This window comes from Corynebacterium sp. MC3, from assembly GCF_900099485.1.
In the GTDB taxonomy this organism is placed as follows: Bacteria; Actinomycetota; Actinomycetes; order Mycobacteriales; family Mycobacteriaceae; genus Corynebacterium; species Corynebacterium pseudogenitalium.
The window spans coordinates 197,259-218,265 of record NZ_LT622816.1; the positions used below are offsets into that span (position 1 = coordinate 197,259).

A 21,007-nucleotide genomic window follows, 5' to 3' on the forward strand; every position below is an offset into this window, starting at 1 on the left:
GGAAAACGCTAGCACGTTTGCGTCGCGCTATGGTGGGCACATGGCTTTTCCAACTCCCCAAGAACTAGAGACACTCATTGAGCCGCTGGCCCAGCGCCACAACATGGATATCGAACACGTCAAGGCAGTGAAAGCTGGCAAGAAATCCCAGATTGTCATCGCGCTTGATGCCGATGCGCGTCCAACGCTCGACGAGCTCGAAGTAGTGTCCAACGAAATCGGGGAGTTCCTCGACGAGCAGGAAGAAGTCGGAGCGTTCTCATTCGGTGCTGGCTACACGCTGGAAGTTACGACCCCAGGCGTCGACTTACCGCTCACAGCACCGCGCCACTGGCGTCGTAACCGCGGGCGGCTAGTGAAGCTCAACGACACCAACGGTCAGAGTTCTATCTGGCGCATTGGTGCGATGAACTCCGAGGAAACGAAGGTTGCGCTGATCGAGGCAGGGAAGAAGACCCCGGCGGTGCAAATCTTGGAAGTTTCCGAAATGCCGAAATCGGTGGTAGAAATTGAGTTCAACACGCCGCCCGCTGCTGAGCGAGAACTCAGCGAGGCGACGTTTGAAGAAGCAGAAGTAGCAGCAACCCTGTAAGGGATCCGGAGGAAGACAAGTGAATATTGACGTCCAAGTCTTGAAGAACATCGAAGCACAGCAAGGAATTGGGTTCGACGAACTGCTCGAGACCATCGCCTCGGCGCTGCTCTTCGCGTACACGGACAACCTGGAGCACCCCCAGGATGAACACCACAAGGCGCGCGTCGACATCGACTCCGAAACCGGTGACGTTGCCGTCATGGTTTCTGAGCTCGACGCTGAGGGCGAAATTATCTCGGAGTACGACGCCACCCCGGTCAACTTTTCTCGAATCGGTGCGAGGGCCGTGCGCGACGCCATCAAGGGCAAGCTGTTGGCCGTCGAAGCTGGTCGCGTGTACGAGGAGTACTCCGGCGCTGAAGGTACTGTTGTCTCAGGCATCGTGCAGCGGGACGCGCAAGCGGAAGCACGCGGAATCTCCGTGGTGCAGCTTGGAACCGAAGCCGATCCACAGGATGGCCTGCTCATCCCGGCAGAAAAGATCCCTTCCGAAACGCTCAAGCACGGTGACCGCATTAAGGCGTACGTAGTTGGCGTCAATAAGTCTGACCGTCGTGTGCAGGTAAGTTTGTCGCGCACGCACCCTGAGCTCGTGCGCGGGTTGTTCGCGCTTGAGGTCCCGGAAATCGCAGATGGCACCGTTGAGATCGTGGGCATTGCCCGTGAGGCGGGGCACCGCTCCAAGATCGCTGTACGGGCGACGGTGAAGGGTGTCAACGCGAAAGGCGCATGCATCGGCCCGCGCGGTTCGCGTGTCTCAAACGTGATGAAGGAGCTCGGCGGGGAAAAGATCGACATCATCGATTGGGCAGAGGATCCGGCTACGTATGTTGGTAACTCACTGGCGCCATCGAAGGTTGTCAAGGTCGAGGTCGTCGACCCAGTGGCGCAAGTAGCGCGCGTTACCGTGCCTGACTACCAGCTGTCACTTGCGATTGGCAAGGAGGGGCAGAACGCACGTCTGGCTGCTCGCCTTACCGGTTGGAAGATTGACATCCACTCCGACGCAGCCGCAGATTAACGACGCCAGATCCTGGCCTCTGTGTTGGGAATTCGCACAACGCTTATAAAAACTTGGCAAAGTGGCGTAGGCTGGTCCGTGGCTAATTTTCCCATCGTGGTGTTGGCCACGCGATAGCCGTTCAGCAATGTCGAGTATGTGGAAGAAGGGTGTGGATGACTTCAGCGAGCGAACGCTCAATCCGTCGTCGCACCTGTATAGCCACAGGCCGGAAACTTCCAGATAGGGAATTGCTCCGGGTTGTTGCTGACGGTACTGTTCCAGGTGTTGTTCTTGCAGATCCGACCCGATCATTACCAGGGCGGGGAGCGTGGATAACCCCTACATGGGATGCATTAAAGCTGGCGGAAGAGCGTAGAGCTTTCTCTCGCGCCCTCCGTCTGTCCGCTCCGGCGGACGTAGGTCATGTACACAAGTACCTCGCTGAAAAGGCGAAAGACCCAACAGAAGTAAGGAAGACCGAACACTGATGAGAACGCAACAATGAAGCAGCATCAGCGATGAAAGTCATAATCAACGTCTAGAGGCCGGTCGCCGTTTCCGGTGCCGCCCTCTAGCCCAACTAAGAGGAGACACGTGCCCGGAAAGCTACGCGTACACGAGCTCGCAAAACGACTCGGCGTAACAAGCAAGGAACTACTCGCCACTCTGAAGGAAGAGGGCGAATTCGTAAAGACAGCTTCCTCCACCATTGAGCCTCCCGTCGTCAAGAAGATGACGGCACTGTACGAGCAAAAGAATGGTGGCGGAGAAGAAGCATCCGCGAAGGATAAGGATGCAGCGAAGCCCGCTGGTAAGGCGTCGAAGCCTGTCGCAGCAAAGCCAGCAGCACCAAAGCCAAGTGCTGCAAAACCTGCAGCACCAAAGCCCGTCGCTGCCACACCAGCCGCTCCAAAGCCCGGCGCTGCTAAGCCAGCTGCCCCGAAGCCTGCAGCAGCAAAGCCTGCGGCACCAAAGCCAAGTGCTGCAAAACCTGCAGCACCAAAGCCTGCCGCAGCGAAACCTGCAGCACCAAAGCCGTCGGGTATGCCGCGGCCGATGCCGAAGCCGGGTGGCCGCCCACGGGTAGCCAACAATCCATTTTCTTCCAACACTGGTGGGGCACGACCAGCTCCACGTCCGGGTGGTCGCGGTGCACAGGGTGGCCGTGGTGGTCAGCCTGGTCGCGGTGGCCAAGGTGGCCCACGCCCAGGGCAGAACCAGGGCCAGGGTCGCGGGACTGGCGCGCAGCGTCAAGGTAGCCGTCGTCCGTCCCCAGCAGATATGGCAGCGGCACCGTCGCCAACCCAAATGCCACGCAAGGCGGCTGGGTCGGACAACCGTGGTGGTCGTGGGCACGGCCGCGGCCGTGGTGGACACGGCCCGGGTGGCCCACAGGGCGGCGGTTTCCGCGGTCGCGGTGGACGTCGTGGCGGAACCGCTGGTGCATTCGGCCGTCCAGGTGGCGCACCAGGGCGTCGTCGTAAGTCGAAGGGCCAGAAGAGGGCCGAGTACGAAGAGATGCACGCACCAAACGTCATCGGTGGCGTACGCCTTCCCGATGGCGGTGGCAAGACTGTGCGTCTGCGTCAGGGCGCGACCTTGGCTGACTTCGCTGACAAGATCGGTACCGAAGCATCGAACCTGGTGCAGGCGCTGTTCAACCTTGGTGAAATGGTAACGGCAACGCAGTCGGTTCCTGAGGAGACGCTGCAGCTACTCGGTGCCGAAATTAACTACGAGGTTAAGATCGTCTCTCCTGAGGACGAGGACCGCGAACTTCTCGAGTCCTTCGACCTCCAGTTCGGTGAGGATGAAGGCACCGAAGAGGACCTTGAACAGCGCCCACCAGTGGTGTCTGTCATGGGTCACGTGGACCACGGTAAGACCCGCTTGCTGGATACAATTCGTCGCGCCAACGTTGGGCGCGGCGAGGCCGGCGGTATTACCCAGGGCATCGGTGCGTACCAGACCACCGTTGAGCTGGAGGGCGTTGAGCGTAAGATCACCTTCCTCGATACCCCAGGTCACGAGGCGTTCACGGCAATGCGTGCCCGCGGTGCGAAGTCGACCGACCTCGCTATCCTCGTTGTCGCTGCTGACGACGGCGTGATGCCACAGACGGTTGAGGCTATCAACCACGCCAAGGCTGCAGACCTGCCTATCGTGGTTGCAGTGAACAAGGTGGATAAGCCGGAGGCTTCGCCGGAGAAGATCCGTGGTCAGCTGACCGAATACGGACTGGTTCCGGAGGAGTACGGCGGTGACACCATGTTCATCGACATCTCCGCGAAGCAGAGCACCGGCATCGACGAACTGCTCGAGGCAGTCTTGCTGACCGCCGACGCAGCTCTCGAGCTGCAGGCGAACCCGGACATGGATGCACAGGGCGTGGCTATCGAGTCGCACCTCGACCGTGGCCGTGGCCCAGTCTCCACCGTTATCGTGCAGCGCGGTACGTTGCGCGTCGGCGACTCCATCGTTGTGGGCGGCAACTTCGGCCGTGTCCGCCGAATGGTCGACGAGTGGGGCAACGACGTTGAAGAGGCTGGCCCGTCCCGCCCGGTACAGGTACAAGGCCTCAATGGCGTTCCTGGTCCAGGCGACAACCTCCTGGTAGTCGAGGACGACCGTGTTGCCCGCCAGATCGCTGCGCAGCGCGACGCTCGTCATCGCGCTGCTATGCAGGCACGCAACAAGAAGCGCGTCTCTCTGGAGAACCTGGATCAGGCGCTCAAGGAGACCAGCCAGCTCAACCTCATCCTCAAGGGCGACAACGCCGGTTCGGTGGAAGCTCTGGAGGAGGCGCTGCTCAAGATCGAGGTCGACGACGAAGTCGAGGTAAACATCATCGACCGTGGCGTCGGTGCTGTTACCCAGACCAACGTCGTGCTCGCGGCCGCTTCCGACGCTGTCATCGTGGCATTCAATGTCCGTGCTGAGGGCAAGGCTACGGAAGAAGCCAACAACGAGGGCGTCGAGATCCGTTACTACTCGGTGATCTACAAGGCGATCGAGGAAGTCGAGGCAGCCCTGAAGGGCATGCTGAAGCCGATCTACGAAGAGAAGGACCTGGGCAAGGCCGAGATCCGTCAGATCTTCAAGGCATCTTCTGTCGGCCTCATCGCAGGCTGCATGGTTACCGAAGGCAAGGTCAAGCGTGGAGCGAAGATTCGCCTCGTGCGCGACGGCAATGTTGTTACCTCGGACGCGACCATCGACTCGCTGCGACGCGAGAAGGACGACGCAACAGAGGTTGCAAAGGGCTACGAGTGCGGCATGGTGCTGTCCTACCCGGACATCCAGGTCGACGACATCATCGAGGCATACGAGATGGTGGAAGTCCCCCGCGACTAGTCGGTAGAGAGAAAACGGCCCTGCTCTTTCGCAAACGCGAAGTGAGCAGGGCCGTTTCTTTTCTTGAAGTAGTGGGCTGCGTCGTAGCAGGGTAGACTGTTCGGAGGTTTAGTGCCAATGAAGTAAAGGAGACGAAATGTCAGAGAACCCTCGCGCGCAGCGCCTGGCGAAGCAGATCCAAATGATCGTCGCTTCGGCGATAGAGCGTGAAGTGAAAGACCGTCGCCTCGAATTGGTGACTATTACGGACGTCCGGATGACCGGCGACCTACATGATGCGACTGTCTACTACACGGTCCGCGGAAAGAATATCGACGACGAGCCGGACTACGATCAGGCTGCAGAGGCGCTGCACCGTCACCGAGGGCAGATCCGCAAGATTGTTGGCGACCAGTTGAGCGTCCGCTTTACTCCTACGATTGAGTTCAAGCTTGATACGGTTCCGGAGTCCTCGGCGCGGATGGAAGAGCTGCTGGAAAAAGCTCGTCGTCGCGATGAGGAGCTGGCGCGACTGCGAGAGAACGCCCAGCCAGCAGGTGAGGAAAACCCGTATAAGACGATTGAAGAGTAGGCACTATGGCGTTGTTATTTCCCCAAGCAGAGGCCGAATTTAGCAAAGTTGCTGGCGCCATCAAGAGCGCATCGAATGTTGCGGTGCTGGCCCATATCAAGCCCGATGCTGATGCGATTGGATCGGCGTGCGCTCTTGTTCGCGGATTGCGGCAGATCGGAATTGAAGCCAGTGCTTACATCGGCCAGCCATTCCCGCACGCAAATAACCTGCGCTCTATTCCGGGGGTTGATGAGGTCGTCTATGGGGAAGCGTTACCAGCGGATGGGCTGATCGTCACGGTTGATTGTGCCTCGGTAGACCGAACGGGATGCTACCAATCTGAGCTTATGGCGCAGCAAGAGCGGGTGATCGTGCTTGACCATCACCGTTCGAATGACGGGTTCGGAGCGCGGAACCTCATTATCGATTCTGAATCGACGACGACTATCATCCGGGAGCTGTTCACGTACCTCGGCGTCGAGTTAGATGCTGAACTGGCCTACTGCCTGTATTCCGGGCTTGTCACCGACACAGGTAACTTCCGTTGGGGTTCCCCGAGAATGCATACGCTTGCTGGAGAGTTGTTGGAATTCGGGCTCAATCCAAGGAACATATCCCTGCAGCTTTCGGACGAGATGACGGCCGATGACCTACGTTTGATGGGTAGTGCATTAGCAAGCTTGGAATCACGCCAAGTCGATGATCTCACAGTTTCGTTCATGTGTATTGATGAAGCTGCGATGCAAGCGATGAGCCAAACTGCCGTTGAAGCCGTAATTGATTACGCGCGTGTCCTCGTTGGCAGTGACGTCGGGGTTGTACTCAAGCAGTTCCACCCGGAGCGGTGGGGGATTTCCTTGCGCTCGACAAAGGTAGATGTCTCCGTCGTTGCAAGTGCGCTCGGCGGGGGTGGTCACCGCCCGGCTGCGGGGTACTCAGCGCAAGGAACGAAAGAGCAGGTACAAGATCAGCTTCTGGCTGCATTGCATGACGCATACGTTGCGGAGTAAGGCTGCTCCTGTATGACGAATACGCATGGTGTGCGGGCGCGTGACATTTTTGCCCTGGCGCTACCGGCCCTCGGCGTGCTTGCGGCGAATCCTCTGTATTTGCTGCTGGATACTGCTGTGGTTGGAAGGCTGGGCACGGTTGAGCTTGCGGCGCTCGCTGCTGGTACTGCGGTGCAATCTACGGTGACCACGCAGCTGACGTTTCTTTCCTACGGCACTACCGCGCGTAGCTCGCGTCTTTACGGCGCAGGTCGGCGTGCTGATGCGGTCGCGGAAGGCGTCCAGGCTTCGTGGGTGGCAATACTCGTGGGCCTCGGATTGGCGTCGATTATTTGGCTGTTCGCCGAACCCATCGCGTTTGCGTTGACTCAGAATGCGGAAACGTCTGCTGACGCGGCGCAGTGGATGCATGTCGCGGCGGTCGCTATTCCGCTGACGCTGCTGATTATGGCAGGTAATGGTTGGATGCGAGGAGTGCAAAACACCAGGCTACCGTTTGTGTTGACGCTGTGCGGTCTTGTACCCGGGGCGGTTCTATTGCCTTTGCTTGTTGACCACTTTGGGCTGGTGGGCTCTGCTGTGGCCAACGTAATAGGAATGGGAATTACCGCTTCACTATTCGTTGGGGCGCTTGTAAAGGAACATCGAGGAGAGGGCGCTGTTTGGCGCCCACAGTGCAATGTCATTGCCCATCAGTTGGTGCTTGGACGTGACTTGATTTTGCGCTCCGCCTCCTTTCAGATTTCGTTGCTCGCCGCTACTGCAGTCGCTGGTCGTTTTGGTGTCTTCGCATTGGCCGCGCACCAGGTATTGCTGCAGTTGTGGAACTTCCTGAGCCTCGTGCTGGACTCGCTCGCAATTGCAGCTCAGACGCTTACAGGGGCTGCACTTGGGCAGGGAAACGTGGAGCGCGCAAGAGGGACAGGTGCAGCTGTTACGCGCTACGCTACGGTGTTTGCGGTTGTGCTCGCTGCGGTTTTTCTTGTGTTCGATGGGCCAATCCAGTCGATTTTTACGCATGATCCTGGCATGGCAGACGCGCTGGCTGTCCCTTGGCGGTGGTTGGTGGCGATGATCGTTGTGGGGGGTGCGGTGTTTGCGCTCGACGGGGTGCTGCTTGGAGCGAGTGACGCTGTCTTCCTGCGCAACCTTTCGATTGGCGCAATGCTCGGTGGATTTTTGCCTTTGACGTTGTTGTCCATGTGGCTTGGGTGGGGTCTCGCGGGTGTGTGGGCCGGCTATTTTGTCTCAGTCGTGTTGCGTCTGGTGGGAGTGCTGTGGCGGTTCCGTTCGATGAAGTGGGCGCGCACCGGGGTAGAGGAGTGAGTACGTCATGCTAGGTCCGACACTGTGGGCGGTCAGCGACCTGCATGCTGCAGTAAAGACGAATCAGGCCAAGATCGACCTCATTCAACCGCGGCATGAGGGGGATTGGCTGATTGTCGCGGGTGATGTTGCAGAGAAATTTGAGCTGATAGTCAACGTGATGGGTGTACTTGCTCAACGGTTTGAGAAAGTCATCTGGGCCCCTGGAAACCACGAGCTGTTCTCTAGCGAGCGATCACGCTACAGAGGCCGTGATAAGTACGTTGCGCTAGTCCAGGCAATGCGAGAACTCGGCGTTGTAACGCCTGAGGACCCGTACCCGGTATTCCACGGCATTACGGTGGCGCCACTGTTTACTCTGTACGACTACTCGTTTCGCCCTCAGCATTTAAGTGTCGACGCCGCGCTGAAGAAAGCTCGCGACAACAACATTCTGATGACGGACGAGTTTGCTATCCGCCCATTTGTAGATACTCGTGCGTGGTGCTGGGAGCGCTTGGCGTACACAACGAAGCGCCTTTCTCGCGTGCACGGTAAGACGATCTTGGTCAACCACTGGCCACTGGTAAAGGAGCCAACGCACCGCCTGTTCTACGGGGACATTGCCATGTGGTGCGGGACCCGGCACACGCGCAGTTGGCCTAAGCGGTTCCACGCACAGGCCGTAGTCTACGGACACCTTCATATCCCGGGGACCGTACATGTAGACGGCATTCCGCATATTGAAGTGTCGTTGGGGTACCCCAGGGAGTGGCAGCGCTGGCCAGAGGAACATCGTTGGCCGTACCCAGTCTGGGAGGTGAACCGCTAGTGCGCGATCTGTCATTATTCCCTCCCTCTGCGCGGTTCGTCTCTCTTCGAACCGACGACGGCCATAATCTCCGCAATTACGATAACCTCGACGAGCAGGAGAAACGCGTTGTCCGCGGAGCCGTCGATATCCGGAAAGGGGAGTTCGGCGATGCCCGTTGGTGTGCGCACCGCGCCCTCGACGAACTAGGGGTCGAAGGTCCTCACCGCATCATGCGGGGCGAGGCTGGGATGCCGTTGTGGCCCGAGGGCGTGTGCGGCTCCTTGACGCATACGGATGGTTTTCGTGCGGCGGTCGTTGCGCCACTCAACAAGGTGCGCTCTATCGGTATTGATGCTGAGCTGGCTGAGCCGCTTCCGGAAGGCGTATTGCCCCAAATCGCGTGCCCAACCGAGCTTGAGATGTTGGACGCACTTCGGGCTGAGGGGTGCTTCTGGGCTGATCGGCTGCTGTTCTGCGCGAAAGAGGCCACATATAAATGTTGGTTCCCGTTGGCGCGAAAGATGTTGGAATTCGATCAGGCGGAAATCTATATCCGGCCGAACGGAACATTTGTTTCGTACATTCTCGAGCGGCCGACGCCCGCTCCGTTCTTTGAGGGGCGCTGGGTGCACCGGGCTGGCTACGTCATCACTTCTGCGTTTCTGTTGTAGCGACAAACGTGAAAAGCGGCGTTAGCGCTGACTACAGCGTGGATGGGCGCGCGACAAACACCGTGGCAAGACGCTTCTTGGATTCTTTCACAAGGGCGACGACGCGGCCGTCGTCACGTTGTGCAGCGTGTACACCCGAAAGTCCGCGAGGTTCGAGCCATTTGCCCATAGCGAGGGCGTCGTATTCATCGTTGGTGACGGGCAGTACCGGCCAACAGGTAGCGCAGGCTTCGTCGAGGGTGAGGCTGAAGCGCGGGTGAGCCTGAATGTCTTCCAGCTCCAATGCGTGCTCGAGGTTAAAAGGCCCGACTGTGGTTCGGCGAAGCGCAGTCAGGTGCCCGCCGGTGTGTAGGGCCTCACCTAGATCGCGTGCGAGCGCGCGAATGTACGTCCCCGAGGAGCAGTGCACACGGACATCGACGTCAATCCAGGTATCGACGCGAGCGATGCCCAAAATGCTGTACTCGTGAATTGTTACTGGTCGGGCTGGGATCTCGACATCGTGTCCTTCGCGGACGAGCTGATGTGCGCGCTTGCCGTCGATTTTGATTGCGGACACGCTTGAGGGGCGCTGCATGATATCGCCGCGGAAGCTGTCGATGGCGTCGATAATGTCGGCGTCAGTGACTGCATCGGTGGGGGAGGTGCTGACGACCTCGCCCTCGGCGTCATCCGTCGTGGTGGTGGCGCCGAGTCGAATGGTTGCCTCGTACGTTTTGGTTTCCGCGACGAGGTGGGCGAGGAGCTTTGTGCCGCGCTCGATACCGACAACCAGTACTCCAGTCGCCATCGGATCCAAGGTGCCGGCATGACCAACTTTGCGGGTCCCGAAAGCACGGCGAAGGCGTGCGACCACGTCGTGGCTTGTGAGGCCTTGGGGCTTATCGATGACAACAATTCCAGATGTAGCGAGGGGATCACTCATAGCTCTTTAGTATGCCGTACGCTATTGCACGTGGATATTTTGCACGGTCTTAATGCTGTACCGGAATCGTTTGGTGCCCTCGACGGCACCGTGCTGACGATAGGGGTCTTTGACGGAGTCCACCGCGGTCACCAGATGCTGATCAAAGCAGCTGTTGATGAGGCGAAGCGTCTCCAGGTGCCATGCGTGGTGATGACATTTGAGCCGCACCCGGTAGCAGTATTTCGTCCGGAAGCCGCACCCACGGCGCTGATGCCACTCGAGGAGCGGGCGCGGCTGATCGCTGAGCTTGGCGTGGACGCGCTGATCGTTATCGATTTCCGCAAAGAGCTTGCGGGGGAGAGTGCACAAGACTATTTCGACAAAGTGGTGATGGGCACCTTGCATGCTCGTCACGTCTTTGTGGGCGAGAATTTCACGTTCGGACGTAACGCTTCCGGCACGTCGCAGACGATGGTGCAGCTCGGTGAGCAGAATGGTGTTGATGTGACAGTAGTCCGCCTGCTGAAAGAGGGCGCGACAAGAATTTGTTCAACGGCGATTCGGGACGAGCTTGCACAAGGCAACATCAGCGTGGCTAAGGACTACATGGGCAGGCCGTTCTCCGTCGTGGGTCCGATCAAGCGGGGTGCTGGGCGAGGAGGTCGCGAGCTCGGTTACCCGACCGCGAATCAGTATGTTGCTGACGTTTCTGCCCTCCCGAAAGATGGGGTGTACGCGGGGTGGCTCACAATTATCGACGATGCCCCCATCGGCGGGAACATGGTTCCGGGAAAGCGCTACCCGGCTGCGATTTCAGTCGGCACTAATCCGACGTTCGGTGACAAGCGGCGCAGTGTCGAGTCCTACGTGCTTGATAGCGATGCTGACCTCTACGATCGGATGGCCCGCGTCGAATTCGTGGCGAAGGTTCGCGACATGGTCAAGTTCGATTCCGTTGACGAGCTTCTGGAGCACATGGCTCGGGACGTTTCCCGGACCCGCGAGCTCTTAAGCGAGCCTGTTGCTGATTCCGTAGAATAAAGCCGTTGCTGATCTGTGTTGCTTGAAAGGTTTTTGCTGTGACCATCAAGATGATTCTCGACGTAGACACCGGTATCGACGACGCGTTGGCGTTGGCATATGCTATGGCTTCACCTGAAGTGAAACTTGTCGGCGTGACATCGACATATGGAAACGTCACGGTGGCTGATAGTGTTCGCAACAGTCTCGCGATTCTCGAGCTATTCGGGCGCACCGATATTCCCGTGTTCGCTGGCCCGACGCATGCTCGTGCCAAGGATAGCTTTGAAGTTCTGGAGATTTCGCAGTTCATTCACGGCGTAAACGGTATAGGGGAGGCGCAACTTCCGGATGCCCATCGCGCTGTCGAAGAAGCCTCCGCGGTGGACTTCATGGTCGACGCGTTCCACCGCTACGGCGACGAATTAGTGATTGTTCCTGTCGGGCCTCTGACGACGGTCGCAGCTGCCATGGAAGCCGATAAAGACTTTGCAGACAGTGCCAGGATTGTGATGATGGGCGGTGCGCTGACCGTGCCGGGAAACGTCAATACGTGCACTGAGGCGAACATCAATCAGGACCCCGAAGCTGCTGATTTTGTGATGCGCAGGGCGCAGAACCTCACCGTGATCGGGCTCGATGTCACTTTGCAGACGCTGTTGACGTCGAAAGAAACCGCGGTGTGGAAGGAGTTGGGCACGTCTCAAGGCGACTTCTTGGCAGAGGCGACTGACTTTTACATCAAGGCATATGAAACAACTTCGCCGCATCTTGGTGGGTGCGGGCTGCATGACCCGTTGGCGGTAGCAGTTGCGATAGATCCCAGCCTGGTTGACTGCATTGGTATAAACCTGCGCACGGACCTCGAAGAGCCAACTCGTGGACGAACGATCGGGGACCCGGAGCGCTTGAATGACCCGAAGAAGACGAGTCAGGTTGCAGTTGGTGTCGACGTTGATCGATTCCTCGATGAGTTCATGACACGTTTGACCAACCTGGCGCGCAGCAGCTAAAGTAGTCCAGGCTTTGTGCGAGTTGAGACTGTGGTTCGCAGCAGTTGCAGCACGAAGTGGTCAAAGTATATGCGGACTGAAACAAATGAGGAGTTTTTCATGGCGCTGAACGCTGAGAAAAAGGCAGAGATTCTGAAGACCTACGGTGTGCACGAGACTGACACCGGTTCCCCGGAGGCACAGGTTGCGCTGCTCACCGAGCGCATCAACAACCTGACTGAGCACCTGAAGTTCCACCAGCACGACCACCACTCCCGTCGTGGCCTGCTGCTGCTGGTTGGTCGCCGTCGTGGTCTGCTGAAGTACCTGCGTGAGAACAACGTGGAGCGCTACCGTGACCTGATTGCTCGTCTCGGCCTGCGTCGTTAAGACGATCACGTCATAAGGCTTCAAACCCCCGCTCTGGCTTTCAGGGCGGGGGTTTAGCTGTGTCTGGAGCGTGGTGAAATCCCTGGCAGGGTGGTAGAGTGTGCTTCGTTCTAAATGACACAAAAACGGCGACATCGATGATCGCCCGGAGATCCAAGGAGAGGGATCAATTGAGCAGTTTTAAGCCGAGAAATTCGTACGAAATCCACGTTGATGAAGAGTATGGGGTTACCGAAGCAGTAGCGTCGCTCGACAATGGTGATTTCGGTTCTCGCACCATTCGTTTTGAGACGGGCCAGTTGGCTCGCCAGGCAGATGGGTCGGTGACGACCTACCTGGACGATGACACCATGATGCTTGCGACGACGACGGCGTCGAATAACCCCCGCGAAGGCTTTGATTTCTTCCCTCTGACCGTTGATGTCGAGGAGCGGATGTATGCCGCGGGCCGTATCCCGGGCTCGTTCTTCCGCCGCGAAGGCCGCCCATCCACCGAGGCGATCCTGGCTTGCCGTCTCATCGACCGCCCACTGCGCCCAACCTTCGTGAAGGGGCTGCGCAACGAGGTTCAGGTCGTGATTACCGTCCTGTCGATCGCCCCGGAAGAATACTACGACGTTGTCGCTATCAACGGAGCTTCCGCGGCAACGCAGCTTTCTGGCCTGCCGGTTTCCGGCCCTGTTGGTGGTGTGCGTATGGCATTGATCGCTGACGATAAACACCCAGAAGGCCAGTGGGTTGCATTCCCGAATCACGAGCAGCACCAGCGTGCCATCTTCGAGATGGTTGTTGCGGGCCGCATTGTTGAGCGCAAGCGTGGCCGTAAGACGGAAGCGGATGTTGCAATCATGATGGTTGAGGCAGGAGCTGGCGCGAACGTCGTCAAGCTGATCGCTGACGGCGCACCTGCACCTACCGAGGAAACTGTCGCAGACGGTCTGGAGGCTGCGAAACCGTACATCAAGACGCTGTGTGAGGCGCAGCGCGACCTTGCAGCTCAGTTCGACAAGGAACGCAAGGAGTTTCCGCTATTCCCGGCATACACCGATGAGGTGTTTGAAGCAGTGGAGAAGAAGGCATCGAAGAAGCTCGCTTCCTTCCTGACCATCGCTGGCAAGCAGGAGCGCGAAGAGAAGATCAACGCGTACATCGAGGACATCGAAGAAGATGTGCTTGACCGCCTCGACGTCGACGAAGATGACGACGATGTTGCTGCTGTGGTGAAGGAGATTCGCGCGGCGTACAACGCACTGCAGAAGGAGATTGTTCGAGGCAAGATCCTGAAGGATGGCTACCGTATCGACGGTCGCAGCGTGACCGCGATCCGTGACCTCGGCGTGGAAGTCGAACTGGTCCCGCGTGCGCATGGTTCGGCACTGTTCGAGCGCGGTGAGACCCAGATCCTTGGTGTGACGACGCTTGACATGCTGAAGATGGAACAGCCAATCGATTCGCTGAGCCCTGAGACTTCGAAGCGTTACATTCACCACTACAACTTCCCACCGTATTCGACTGGTGAAACAGGTCGTGTTGGCTCCCCGAAGCGCCGCGAAATCGGTCACGGTGCGCTTGCAGAGCGCGCGTTGTTGCCAGTGATACCTTCGCGCGAAGACTTCCCGTACACGATTCGCCAGGTTTCTGAGGCGCTGAGCTCCAACGGTTCGACGTCGATGGGCTCCGTGTGCGCATCGACGTTGTCGCTGTACAACGCTGGTGTGCCACTGGCTGCTCCGGTCGCGGGTATTGCGATGGGCCTTGTGTCGGGTGACGTCGATGGTGAGACGAAGTACGTCGCTCTGACGGACATTCTGGGTGCGGAAGATGCGTTCGGCGATATGGACTTCAAGGTGGCAGGCACCCGCGAGTTCATCACCGCCCTGCAGCTTGATACCAAGCTGGACGGCATTCCTTCTGACGTGCTCGCTTCGGCTCTGAAGCAGGCGCATGATGCTCGGGAGACCATCCTGGACACGATGGCAGAGGTCATTGATTCGCCGGATGACATGAGCTCGTTGGCGCCGAAAATCACCACGGTGAAGGTTCCTGTTTCCAAGATTGGTGAGGTCATTGGCCCGAAGGGCAAGATGATCAACTCGATTACCGAGGAAACCGGCGCGGACATCTCGATTGAAGAGGACGGAACCGTGTACGTCTCGGCAACCAGTGGCGAAGCAGCAGACGCCGCGATCGACAAGATCAACGCAATTGCTAACCCACAGTTGCCGAAGGTAGGCGAGCACTACCTGGGTACCGTGGTCAAAACCGTTGCATTCGGCGCGTTCGTTTCGATCGTCCCGGGAACCGACGGCCTGATTCATATCTCGAACTTGGGTGGCAACAAGCGCATCGAGAAGGTCGAGGACGTTGTCAACGTCGGTGACAAGATCGAGGTCGAGATTCGTGATATTGATAATCGCGGCAAGATCTCCCTTGTTCCTGTTGAGCAGGACAAGTAGTCTCACCGCTTAAAGAAGTGGCCAGGGCATTTACGCCCTGGCCACTACGCGTTTGCCGAGCTAACGGTGGACGTCAATAACTAGCCGTGTTGGACTTTCCAACACCGTAGCCTCAAACGAACGCTGCCGGTCGAGTCCGATGAAGAACTGCGACTGGTTCTCAAACGTGCCGCCGTTGGTGATCCCAGCGACGTTGCCGGTTGCCAGCTGATACGGGCCAGCGGAGATAAGATCAGGGTTGCTCGGGAGTCGATCCATCGGTGTGCCTTCGATGAGCACCTCCAAGATGTCGTTACCGGAGACCGCGAGCTCGTGGCCGGAGGCCTGCTGGAGTGCCTTATCGGTGTACTGAATTCGGTATCCAGGTAGGCCATCGCCTGAGAACTCGAAGACGACGCGGTCATACGTCTCATGGGTACCGACTCGAACATCCTGGAGCGTTAGCTCAGGGGCACCTTCGGGCGGAGCGAAGGCGTTGAGAGCGACTGTGGCTGCGGGAGATGCGGCAGCCGACACCGTTGACTCCGTAGCAGATGCGTCTTGCGTAGTGGCAGCTGTAGCGCTTTCAGGGGACGCGGTTGCTGTGGACGGCTCTGTCACTTCGGAGCCCGTGCCGCACGCGGTGAGCAGTGCAGCCACGGTGAGGACACCGGGGAGGATCAAGCTACTCTTCATGCTTTTCGAGTGTACCGAACCACACCTGCCGCACGGCGCGCTACAGTGACAGCAGTAGAACGAACGCAACTCGCAAAGACAGAATTGAGGAATGGATATGACAATCAAAGTCGGTGTTTTGGGAGCGCATGGACGCGTTGGTACCGCAGTTGTAGCGGGCGTGCGCGCTGCTGATGATCTTGAACTTGTGGCCGAGATCGATAAAGACGACAGCTTAGAAAAACTGTTGGACGCTGGTGCCGAAGTTATCGTCGACTTCACCACTCCAGATTCGGTAATGAGCAATCTCGAGTTCTGTATCAAGCACAGCATCCACTGTGTAGTGGGCACAACAGGATTTGACGACGATCGCTACGACCAAGTACGCAGCTGGTGTGCTGCTTCGCAGGGCACTGGCGTTCTCATTGCGCCTAACTTCGCCATCTCAGCTGTATTGACGATGTCCTTTGCTCGCCAGGCGGCTAAGTTCTTCGAGTCAGCCGAGGTAGTTGAGTACCACCATCCGAACAAGCTGGATGCACCGTCCGGCACTGCGGTAAAGACAGCGCAAGGGATTGCAGAGGCCCGAAAGGCCGCCGGAATGCAACCTTGTCCGGATGCCACTGTGCAGGAACTCGATGGAGCGCGCGGCACAGATATCGATGGTGTCCGAGTCCACGCTGTGCGTATGACCGGAATGGTTGCGCATGAGGAAGTTATCTTCGGCACCGTCGATCAGTCGTTGACTATCCGCCAAGATTCCTATGGGCGTGATTCGTTCGTACCGGGTGTATTGCTCGGCGTGCGAAACGTCATGGATCATCCAGGCCTCACGATTGGCCTTGACAAGTTCCTCGGGCTGTAACAGATGCAGCCGCAGCGCCAACTCAGCATCCAGCTCGTGGCAGCATCAACGTTCGAACCGCCAGCCGGATTGGGCTGGTGGCCTTCATCTGGTGCAGCGACGGCGGATGCTGTCGTCGAATTTGCAGGCAGGGCAAGCTATGACTCCTTCGGTGACAATGAGTCTCACACTTCGAGCACGGACGCCTTCCTGCATCACGTCATTGATACCGGCAACCTCTCGCTGCTCGAGCACGCAAGCGTGACGCTGTATATTCAGGGAATCTCAATGGCCACCAGCCATGAGATATTGCGACACCGAGACTTTTCAATCAGCGAGCTTTCACAGTACTCCTTACCTGAAGAGCAAAGAGGAGTCGTGGTTCCTAGCGTTGTACAGCGCGACGAGCAACTTCAACGGTTTTTCGAGCACGCGATTGAAGACGCTGCGTTTGTGCACGACGAATTGCATAACGCGGTGGAAGCAAGTCTGACGGATGAGAAGAATGTGTTACTGCGCAAGCAACAGGTACGCGAGGCAGCTATGGCACTTGCTCCGGCTGCGAGAGAAACCCGACTTGTTGTCAGCGGCAACCTCCGGACTTGGCGGAATTTTGTTGCGACCAGGGCAGCTGAGCACAGTGGGGAGGAGCTACGAGCGGTCGCCGTGAGGTGTCTGGAACTTTTGAGTGAGTGCGCACCCGTCTTGTTCGAGGACTTCGTTGTCACAACGCTGCCGGACGGGACTAAGAAGGCAACAACCCAGTACAAAACGTAGCGGTGGAGTTACATTCAGCCAGCAAAAAGGGTACGCTCTTTTGGCATGGGCACTTCTATGAAAGCTAATATCGGTGCTGACGTTTTCGGCACAGTCTGCGTCGCAATGGTCACGCCGTTCGATAAGCATGGCGAGCTAGACGTTAAGGCAGGACGAGCATTAGCTGCCCACCTTGTCGGCAATGGCATTGATGCCCTCGTGCTTGCGGGCACGACGGGCGAATCGCCAACGACAACCAGTGAAGAGAAAGTCGCGTTACTGAAAGCGGTGCGTGAAGAAGTTGGCGATAGCGCCAAACTTATCGCCGGCGTAGGCACGAACGACACCCGAAAGTCCGTCGCATTGGCGAAGGAAGCTGCTGAGGCAGGGGCTGATGGCCTCTTGGTTGTCACGCCGTATTACTCGAAGCCGTCTCAAGACGGCGTGTTTGCGCACTTCCGGGAGATCGCTTCTGCAACTTCGTTGCCGATCTGCCTCTACGACATTCCAGGACGCTCCGCGATTCCGATTGCCTCGGACACCATTGCGAAGTTGGCGGAATTGCCAACCGTAGTCGCGATGAAAGATGCGAAAGGCGACTTCTTCCAGGCAGCACCGTTGATCCAATCAACAGGTCTGGCATGGTATTCCGGGGATGACCCGCTGAACCTGCCGTGGCTGGCCATGGGGGCAACCGGTGTGATCTCGGTTGTAGGCCACGCAGCACCGCAAGCGTTGCGCGAGCTCATCACAAGCTTCGAGGAAGGCGACCTCGTCCGTGCGCGGGAAATTAACGCCAATGTCATCGACGTTCTCGCACATCAACAAGCGATTCTCGGTGGCACAACATTTGCAAAGGCTGCTCTGCGTCTGCAGGGCATTGAAGTAGGCGAACCACGCCTGCCAGTGGTCGGAGCGACCTCTGAGCAGGTAGAGGTTCTCAGAGAAGATTTGAAGAAGGCTGGAGTCCTTTAAGTATGAACGAACCCCGTACACGCTCACGCAAAGTGACGCGTAAAGCAGGGCCACCTGAGGCCACTGAACAGAAGCCGGTGTTTCAGGCACCGAAGCAGGCCGCAGGAACCACAAGTAATGAAGATGACAAGGGCCCTGAGAAGTCACAGCGGGATAGCAAGTCCCGGAACTCGAACGGAAATGGCGGTAACGGCAGGAATCGCCGACGCGGCCGTGGGCGCGGTAACAACGGCGGTGGCCGTCGCAACCCGGTGAAGTCGATGCAGGGCGCAGACTTGACGAAGCGCCTCCCGGCTCCTCCGAAGGCACCGAAGGGAACCCTGCGTATTTACGCTTTGGGTGGTATTTCCGAAATCGGTCGTAATATGACGGTGTTTGAATACAACGGACGCCTGCTCATTGTTGACTGTGGTGTGCTGTTCCCGAACTCCGGTGAACCAGGCGTTGATCTTGTGCTGCCTGACTTTGGTCCGATTGAAAAGAAGTTGGACAAGGTCGAGGCCCTGGTTGTCACACATGGTCATGAAGACCACATTGGCGCAATCCCGTGGCTGTTGAAGCTGCGCCCGGATATCCCGATTTACTCGTCGCGTTTCACCAATGCGCTGATTGCTGCGAAGACGAAGGAGCACCGTCAGCGTCCGAAGTTGCATGAGGTGAACAAGGATTCTTCCGTCAACTTGGGCCCATTCCACGTGCGTTTCTGGCACGTGAATCACTCCATTCCGCAGTGTCTCGGCCTGTCTATTAAGACCGGCGCGGGTCATGTTGTGATGACCGGTGACGTCAAGGTGGACCAGACTCCGTACGACGGAATGCCGACGGACCTGCCGGCGCTGTCGCGTTACGGTGACGAAGGCGTCGATCTGTTTATGTGCGACTCCACGAACGCTACGGTGCCGGGTATTTCTGCATCCGAGGCCGGTATCGAGGAGACACTGACGCGTTTGGTGAGCCAGGCGAAGCAACGTGTTGTGATTGCTTCGTTTGCTTCCAACGTCGCTCGCGTCCAAATGGCAGTCAACGCGGCTGTAGCGAATGGTCGCAAGGTTGCCTTCAACGGCCGCTCCATGTTGAGAAATATGGAAATCGCCGAGAAGATGAGCCTGCTGAAGGCTCCGAAGAACACGATTATCCCTATCGAAGAAGCTGCCAAGATGGCGCCGCATAAGGTTGTGCTGATCACAACGGGTACGCAGGGCGAGCCGATGGCTGCGCTTTCGCGTATGTCGCGCCGTGAACACCGCCAGATCACCATCCGCGACGGTGACATGATCATCCTGTCGTCTTCCCTGATCCCAGGTAATGAGGAAGCTGTGTTCGCGGCGATCAACAACCTCGCACAAATCGGTGCGACTGTGGTGACGAACTCCGAAGCTCATGTCCACGCTTCTGGCCACGGCTACGCCGGTGAGCTTCTCTTCCTGTACAACGCAGCACGCCCGACTTGCGCTATGCCTGTGCACGGTGAGTGGCGCCACATGCGCGCGAACAAGGAGCTCGCTATTGCGACCGGTGTGAAGCCGGAGAATACCGCACTTGCTCAAAATGGTGTTGTGGTTGACATGACGAAGGGCAAGATCAAGGTTGTTGGCCAGTACCAGGTCGGACAGCTTTATGTTGATGGCGCGACGATGGGCGACGTAGACCCGGACGTGCTGGCAGACCGCAGCTCGCTTGCCTCAGGTGGCGTTGTCTCGATTACCTGCGTGATCGACGACCGCACGAGTAGCCTCATTGAGGTACCGCGCGTCTCCACCACTGGTTTCTCTGAAGACGACCGTGACTTCAATAAGAAGGTCGTCGAGCGTGTCCAGGAAGTTATGGGTGATTTGGCTGCAGAAGGGGAGAATGACCCGTACCGCATGGTGCAGCAGCTTCGTCGTCAGCTCTCGCGAACGATTGAGCAGAAGTACAAGCGTGAGCCAGTCATTCTTCCAACCGTGGTTCCAACCGCGGCGGATATTGGACCGGCAGAAGACGCTGATGTTCAAGCAACACGAGAGTCGCTTTAATACCTGACACTTTTGTGAGCAGAACTATGGGCCCTGGCACTATGCTAGGGCCCATGTCATTTGCAAAGACTGAACGAAATCAACTCGCTGAACTGTTACTCGAAGTCGGGCCTGAAGCACCGACGCTGTGCGAGGGCTGGAACACTCGCGATTTGGCGACGCACCTCTATATCCGTGAACGAAGGCCATTAGCTGCCATCGGAATATTCGTAAAGCGAGCGAGGAAGTTTTTGGAGGCGGAGGAAGCCCGACTTGCATCATGGTCGTACGAGGATCTTGTGCGTCTCTGGGCCATCGGTCCGCCTTCGCTTTTCAAACCGAGTGACGACACGTTAAATACAGCCGAGCACTTTATTCACCACGAAGACGTTCGTCGAGGTAGAGGTAAGGTCGAGCCTCGGCAGTTTAGTGCCGTCACCAACAAAGAACTTTTGAAGCTTGCGAAGCGGTTTGGTTCAGTCACGCTGAAAGGTGTTGCGGTACCTGTGATTTTGACGCCCCCGGACTTGCCTCCTGCGGTCATTGGCGAAGGCGTCGGCGTTTCAAAGCAGGGCGATAACGTCGTCCGCGTATATGGCGAACCCGGGGAACTATTGTTGTGGGCCGCCGGTCGCAGCGCGGTCGAAGTGGATGTAACCGGTGCGGTTGAAGCTCTTGCTGGAGTAGATATCAAGTTGTAGTACTTGATTCATT

Annotated in this window: 20 protein-coding genes; 18 read left to right on the forward strand and 2 right to left on the reverse strand. The window is 57.8% G+C overall.

Features of this window, described 5'->3' with window-relative positions:
• Positions 1-40 precede the first annotated feature (40 nt).
• The 9 genes from rimP (at position 41) to BQ4436_RS09880 (ending at position 9,305) form a co-directional block, all read left to right on the forward strand.
• Entirely contained in the window at positions 41-592 is a 552-nt protein-coding gene (gene rimP, locus BQ4436_RS09845; protein ID WP_070362302.1) for a ribosome maturation factor RimP, read from the forward strand.
• Between the two features lie 19 nt (positions 593-611).
• Positions 612-1,616, forward strand: a complete 1,005-nt coding sequence (gene nusA / locus BQ4436_RS09850; protein ID WP_070478894.1) for a transcription termination factor NusA — start codon at positions 612-614, stop codon at positions 1,614-1,616.
• Positions 1,617-1,771: 155 nt separating this feature from the next.
• Positions 1,772-2,086, forward strand: coding sequence for a YlxR family protein (locus BQ4436_RS11750; RefSeq protein WP_071572529.1), 315 nt, complete (start codon positions 1,772-1,774; stop codon positions 2,084-2,086).
• Between the two features lie 106 nt (positions 2,087-2,192).
• Positions 2,193-4,952 carry a translation initiation factor IF-2 gene (gene infB / locus BQ4436_RS09855; RefSeq protein WP_070976706.1) on the forward strand — a complete coding sequence of 920 codons (2,760 nt, stop codon included), beginning with the start codon at positions 2,193-2,195 and terminating at the stop codon, positions 4,950-4,952.
• A 136-nt stretch (positions 4,953-5,088) separates the two neighbouring features.
• On the forward strand, positions 5,089-5,523 hold the full coding sequence (gene rbfA / locus BQ4436_RS09860; protein WP_070362305.1) for a 30S ribosome-binding factor RbfA: 435 nt from the start codon (positions 5,089-5,091) through the stop codon (positions 5,521-5,523).
• A 5-nt stretch (positions 5,524-5,528) separates the two neighbouring features.
• Positions 5,529-6,515: a DHH family phosphoesterase gene (locus BQ4436_RS09865; protein WP_070976709.1), complete on the forward strand. Its 987-nt coding sequence runs from the start codon at positions 5,529-5,531 to the stop codon at positions 6,513-6,515.
• A gap of 12 nt (positions 6,516-6,527) precedes the next feature.
• Positions 6,528-7,841, forward strand: coding sequence for an MATE family efflux transporter (locus BQ4436_RS09870; RefSeq protein ID WP_070976712.1), 1,314 nt, complete (start codon positions 6,528-6,530; stop codon positions 7,839-7,841).
• A 7-nt stretch (positions 7,842-7,848) separates the two neighbouring features.
• Positions 7,849-8,652 carry a metallophosphoesterase family protein gene (locus BQ4436_RS09875; protein WP_070976715.1) on the forward strand — a complete coding sequence of 268 codons (804 nt, stop codon included), beginning with the start codon at positions 7,849-7,851 and terminating at the stop codon, positions 8,650-8,652.
• A complete protein-coding gene (locus tag BQ4436_RS09880; RefSeq protein ID WP_070976718.1) occupies positions 8,652-9,305 on the forward strand; it encodes a 4'-phosphopantetheinyl transferase family protein in 654 nt (217 codons plus the stop codon). Before BQ4436_RS09875 ends, BQ4436_RS09880 begins: the two co-directional genes overlap by 1 nt.
• A 31-nt stretch (positions 9,306-9,336) precedes the next feature.
• Here the strand turns inward: BQ4436_RS09880 and truB are convergent, their stop codons facing one another.
• Positions 9,337-10,230, reverse strand: coding sequence for a tRNA pseudouridine(55) synthase TruB (gene truB, locus BQ4436_RS09885; RefSeq protein WP_070976721.1), 894 nt, complete (start codon positions 10,228-10,230; stop codon positions 9,337-9,339).
• 30 nt (positions 10,231-10,260) lie between these two features.
• Between truB and BQ4436_RS09890 the strand changes: the two genes are divergently transcribed.
• The 4 genes from BQ4436_RS09890 to BQ4436_RS09905 all read left to right on the forward strand — a co-directional run bounded on the left by BQ4436_RS09890 (position 10,261) and on the right by BQ4436_RS09905 (position 15,070).
• Positions 10,261-11,253 (forward strand): bifunctional riboflavin kinase/FAD synthetase, encoded by a 993-nt coding sequence (locus BQ4436_RS09890; protein WP_070976723.1) that lies wholly within the window; start codon positions 10,261-10,263, stop codon positions 11,251-11,253.
• A 38-nt stretch (positions 11,254-11,291) separates the two neighbouring features.
• Positions 11,292-12,245, forward strand: coding sequence for a nucleoside hydrolase (locus BQ4436_RS09895; protein ID WP_218117856.1), 954 nt, complete (start codon positions 11,292-11,294; stop codon positions 12,243-12,245).
• A gap of 99 nt (positions 12,246-12,344) precedes the next feature.
• On the forward strand, positions 12,345-12,614 hold the full coding sequence (rpsO, locus tag BQ4436_RS09900; protein ID WP_070362312.1) for a 30S ribosomal protein S15: 270 nt from the start codon (positions 12,345-12,347) through the stop codon (positions 12,612-12,614).
• A 137-nt stretch (positions 12,615-12,751) separates the two neighbouring features.
• Entirely contained in the window at positions 12,752-15,070 is a 2,319-nt protein-coding gene (locus BQ4436_RS09905) for a polyribonucleotide nucleotidyltransferase (protein ID WP_070362313.1), read from the forward strand.
• A gap of 60 nt (positions 15,071-15,130) precedes the next feature.
• On the opposite strand, the gene BQ4436_RS09910 is transcribed toward BQ4436_RS09905, so the two are convergent.
• The gene (locus tag BQ4436_RS09910) at positions 15,131-15,745 is read right to left on the reverse strand and encodes an AMIN-like domain-containing (lipo)protein (protein ID WP_070976726.1); all 615 of its coding nucleotides are present in this window, start codon (positions 15,743-15,745) and stop codon (positions 15,131-15,133) included.
• A 97-nt stretch (positions 15,746-15,842) separates the two neighbouring features.
• Here BQ4436_RS09910 and dapB point away from each other — a divergent pair, with 97 nt between their 5' ends.
• Genes dapB through BQ4436_RS09935 form a run of 5 tightly spaced genes read left to right on the forward strand, consistent with a single transcriptional unit; the run spans position 15,843 to position 20,994 of the window.
• Positions 15,843-16,589: a 4-hydroxy-tetrahydrodipicolinate reductase gene (dapB, locus tag BQ4436_RS09915; protein ID WP_070977160.1), complete on the forward strand. Its 747-nt coding sequence runs from the start codon at positions 15,843-15,845 to the stop codon at positions 16,587-16,589.
• Between the two features lie 3 nt (positions 16,590-16,592).
• Positions 16,593-17,345, forward strand: a complete 753-nt coding sequence (gene thyX / locus BQ4436_RS09920; RefSeq protein ID WP_070976730.1) for an FAD-dependent thymidylate synthase — start codon at positions 16,593-16,595, stop codon at positions 17,343-17,345.
• Positions 17,346-17,390: 45 nt separating this feature from the next.
• Positions 17,391-18,299, forward strand: a complete 909-nt coding sequence (gene dapA / locus BQ4436_RS09925) for a 4-hydroxy-tetrahydrodipicolinate synthase (protein WP_070362316.1) — start codon at positions 17,391-17,393, stop codon at positions 18,297-18,299.
• 2 nt (positions 18,300-18,301) lie between these two features.
• A complete protein-coding gene (locus BQ4436_RS09930) occupies positions 18,302-20,314 on the forward strand; it encodes a ribonuclease J (RefSeq protein ID WP_070976733.1) in 2,013 nt (670 codons plus the stop codon).
• 53 nt (positions 20,315-20,367) lie between these two features.
• On the forward strand, positions 20,368-20,994 hold the full coding sequence (locus tag BQ4436_RS09935) for a TIGR03085 family metal-binding protein (protein ID WP_083290919.1): 627 nt from the start codon (positions 20,368-20,370) through the stop codon (positions 20,992-20,994).
• Positions 20,995-21,007: the final 13 nt, after the last annotated feature.

Bases quoted from the DNA above. Each gene is read 5' to 3' on its own strand.
- thyX (WP_070976730.1), top strand. From the start codon at position 16,593: ATGCAGCCGCAGCGCCAACTCAGCATCCAGCTCGTGGCAGCATCAACG.
- rpsO (WP_070362312.1), top strand. From the start codon at position 12,345: ATGGCGCTGAACGCTGAGAAAAAGGCAGAGATTCTGAAGACCTACGGT.
- rimP (WP_070362302.1), top strand. From the start codon at position 41: ATGGCTTTTCCAACTCCCCAAGAACTAGAGACACTCATTGAGCCGCTG.
- truB (WP_070976721.1), bottom strand. From the start codon at position 10,230: ATGAGTGATCCCCTCGCTACATCTGGAATTGTTGTCATCGATAAGCCC.
- BQ4436_RS09905 (WP_070362313.1), top strand. From the start codon at position 12,752: ATGATCGCCCGGAGATCCAAGGAGAGGGATCAATTGAGCAGTTTTAAG.
- dapB (WP_070977160.1), top strand. From the start codon at position 15,843: ATGACAATCAAAGTCGGTGTTTTGGGAGCGCATGGACGCGTTGGTACC.
- BQ4436_RS09865 (WP_070976709.1), top strand. From the start codon at position 5,529: ATGGCGTTGTTATTTCCCCAAGCAGAGGCCGAATTTAGCAAAGTTGCT.
- BQ4436_RS09930 (WP_070976733.1), top strand. From the start codon at position 18,302: ATGAACGAACCCCGTACACGCTCACGCAAAGTGACGCGTAAAGCAGGG.
- BQ4436_RS09870 (WP_070976712.1), top strand. From the start codon at position 6,528: ATGACGAATACGCATGGTGTGCGGGCGCGTGACATTTTTGCCCTGGCG.
- BQ4436_RS09910 (WP_070976726.1), bottom strand. From the start codon at position 15,745: ATGAAGAGTAGCTTGATCCTCCCCGGTGTCCTCACCGTGGCTGCACTG.
- rbfA (WP_070362305.1), top strand. From the start codon at position 5,089: ATGTCAGAGAACCCTCGCGCGCAGCGCCTGGCGAAGCAGATCCAAATG.
- BQ4436_RS11750 (WP_071572529.1), top strand. From the start codon at position 1,772: ATGACTTCAGCGAGCGAACGCTCAATCCGTCGTCGCACCTGTATAGCC.
- BQ4436_RS09935 (WP_083290919.1), top strand. From the start codon at position 20,368: ATGTCATTTGCAAAGACTGAACGAAATCAACTCGCTGAACTGTTACTC.
- dapA (WP_070362316.1), top strand. From the start codon at position 17,391: ATGGGCACTTCTATGAAAGCTAATATCGGTGCTGACGTTTTCGGCACA.
- BQ4436_RS09875 (WP_070976715.1), top strand. From the start codon at position 7,849: ATGCTAGGTCCGACACTGTGGGCGGTCAGCGACCTGCATGCTGCAGTA.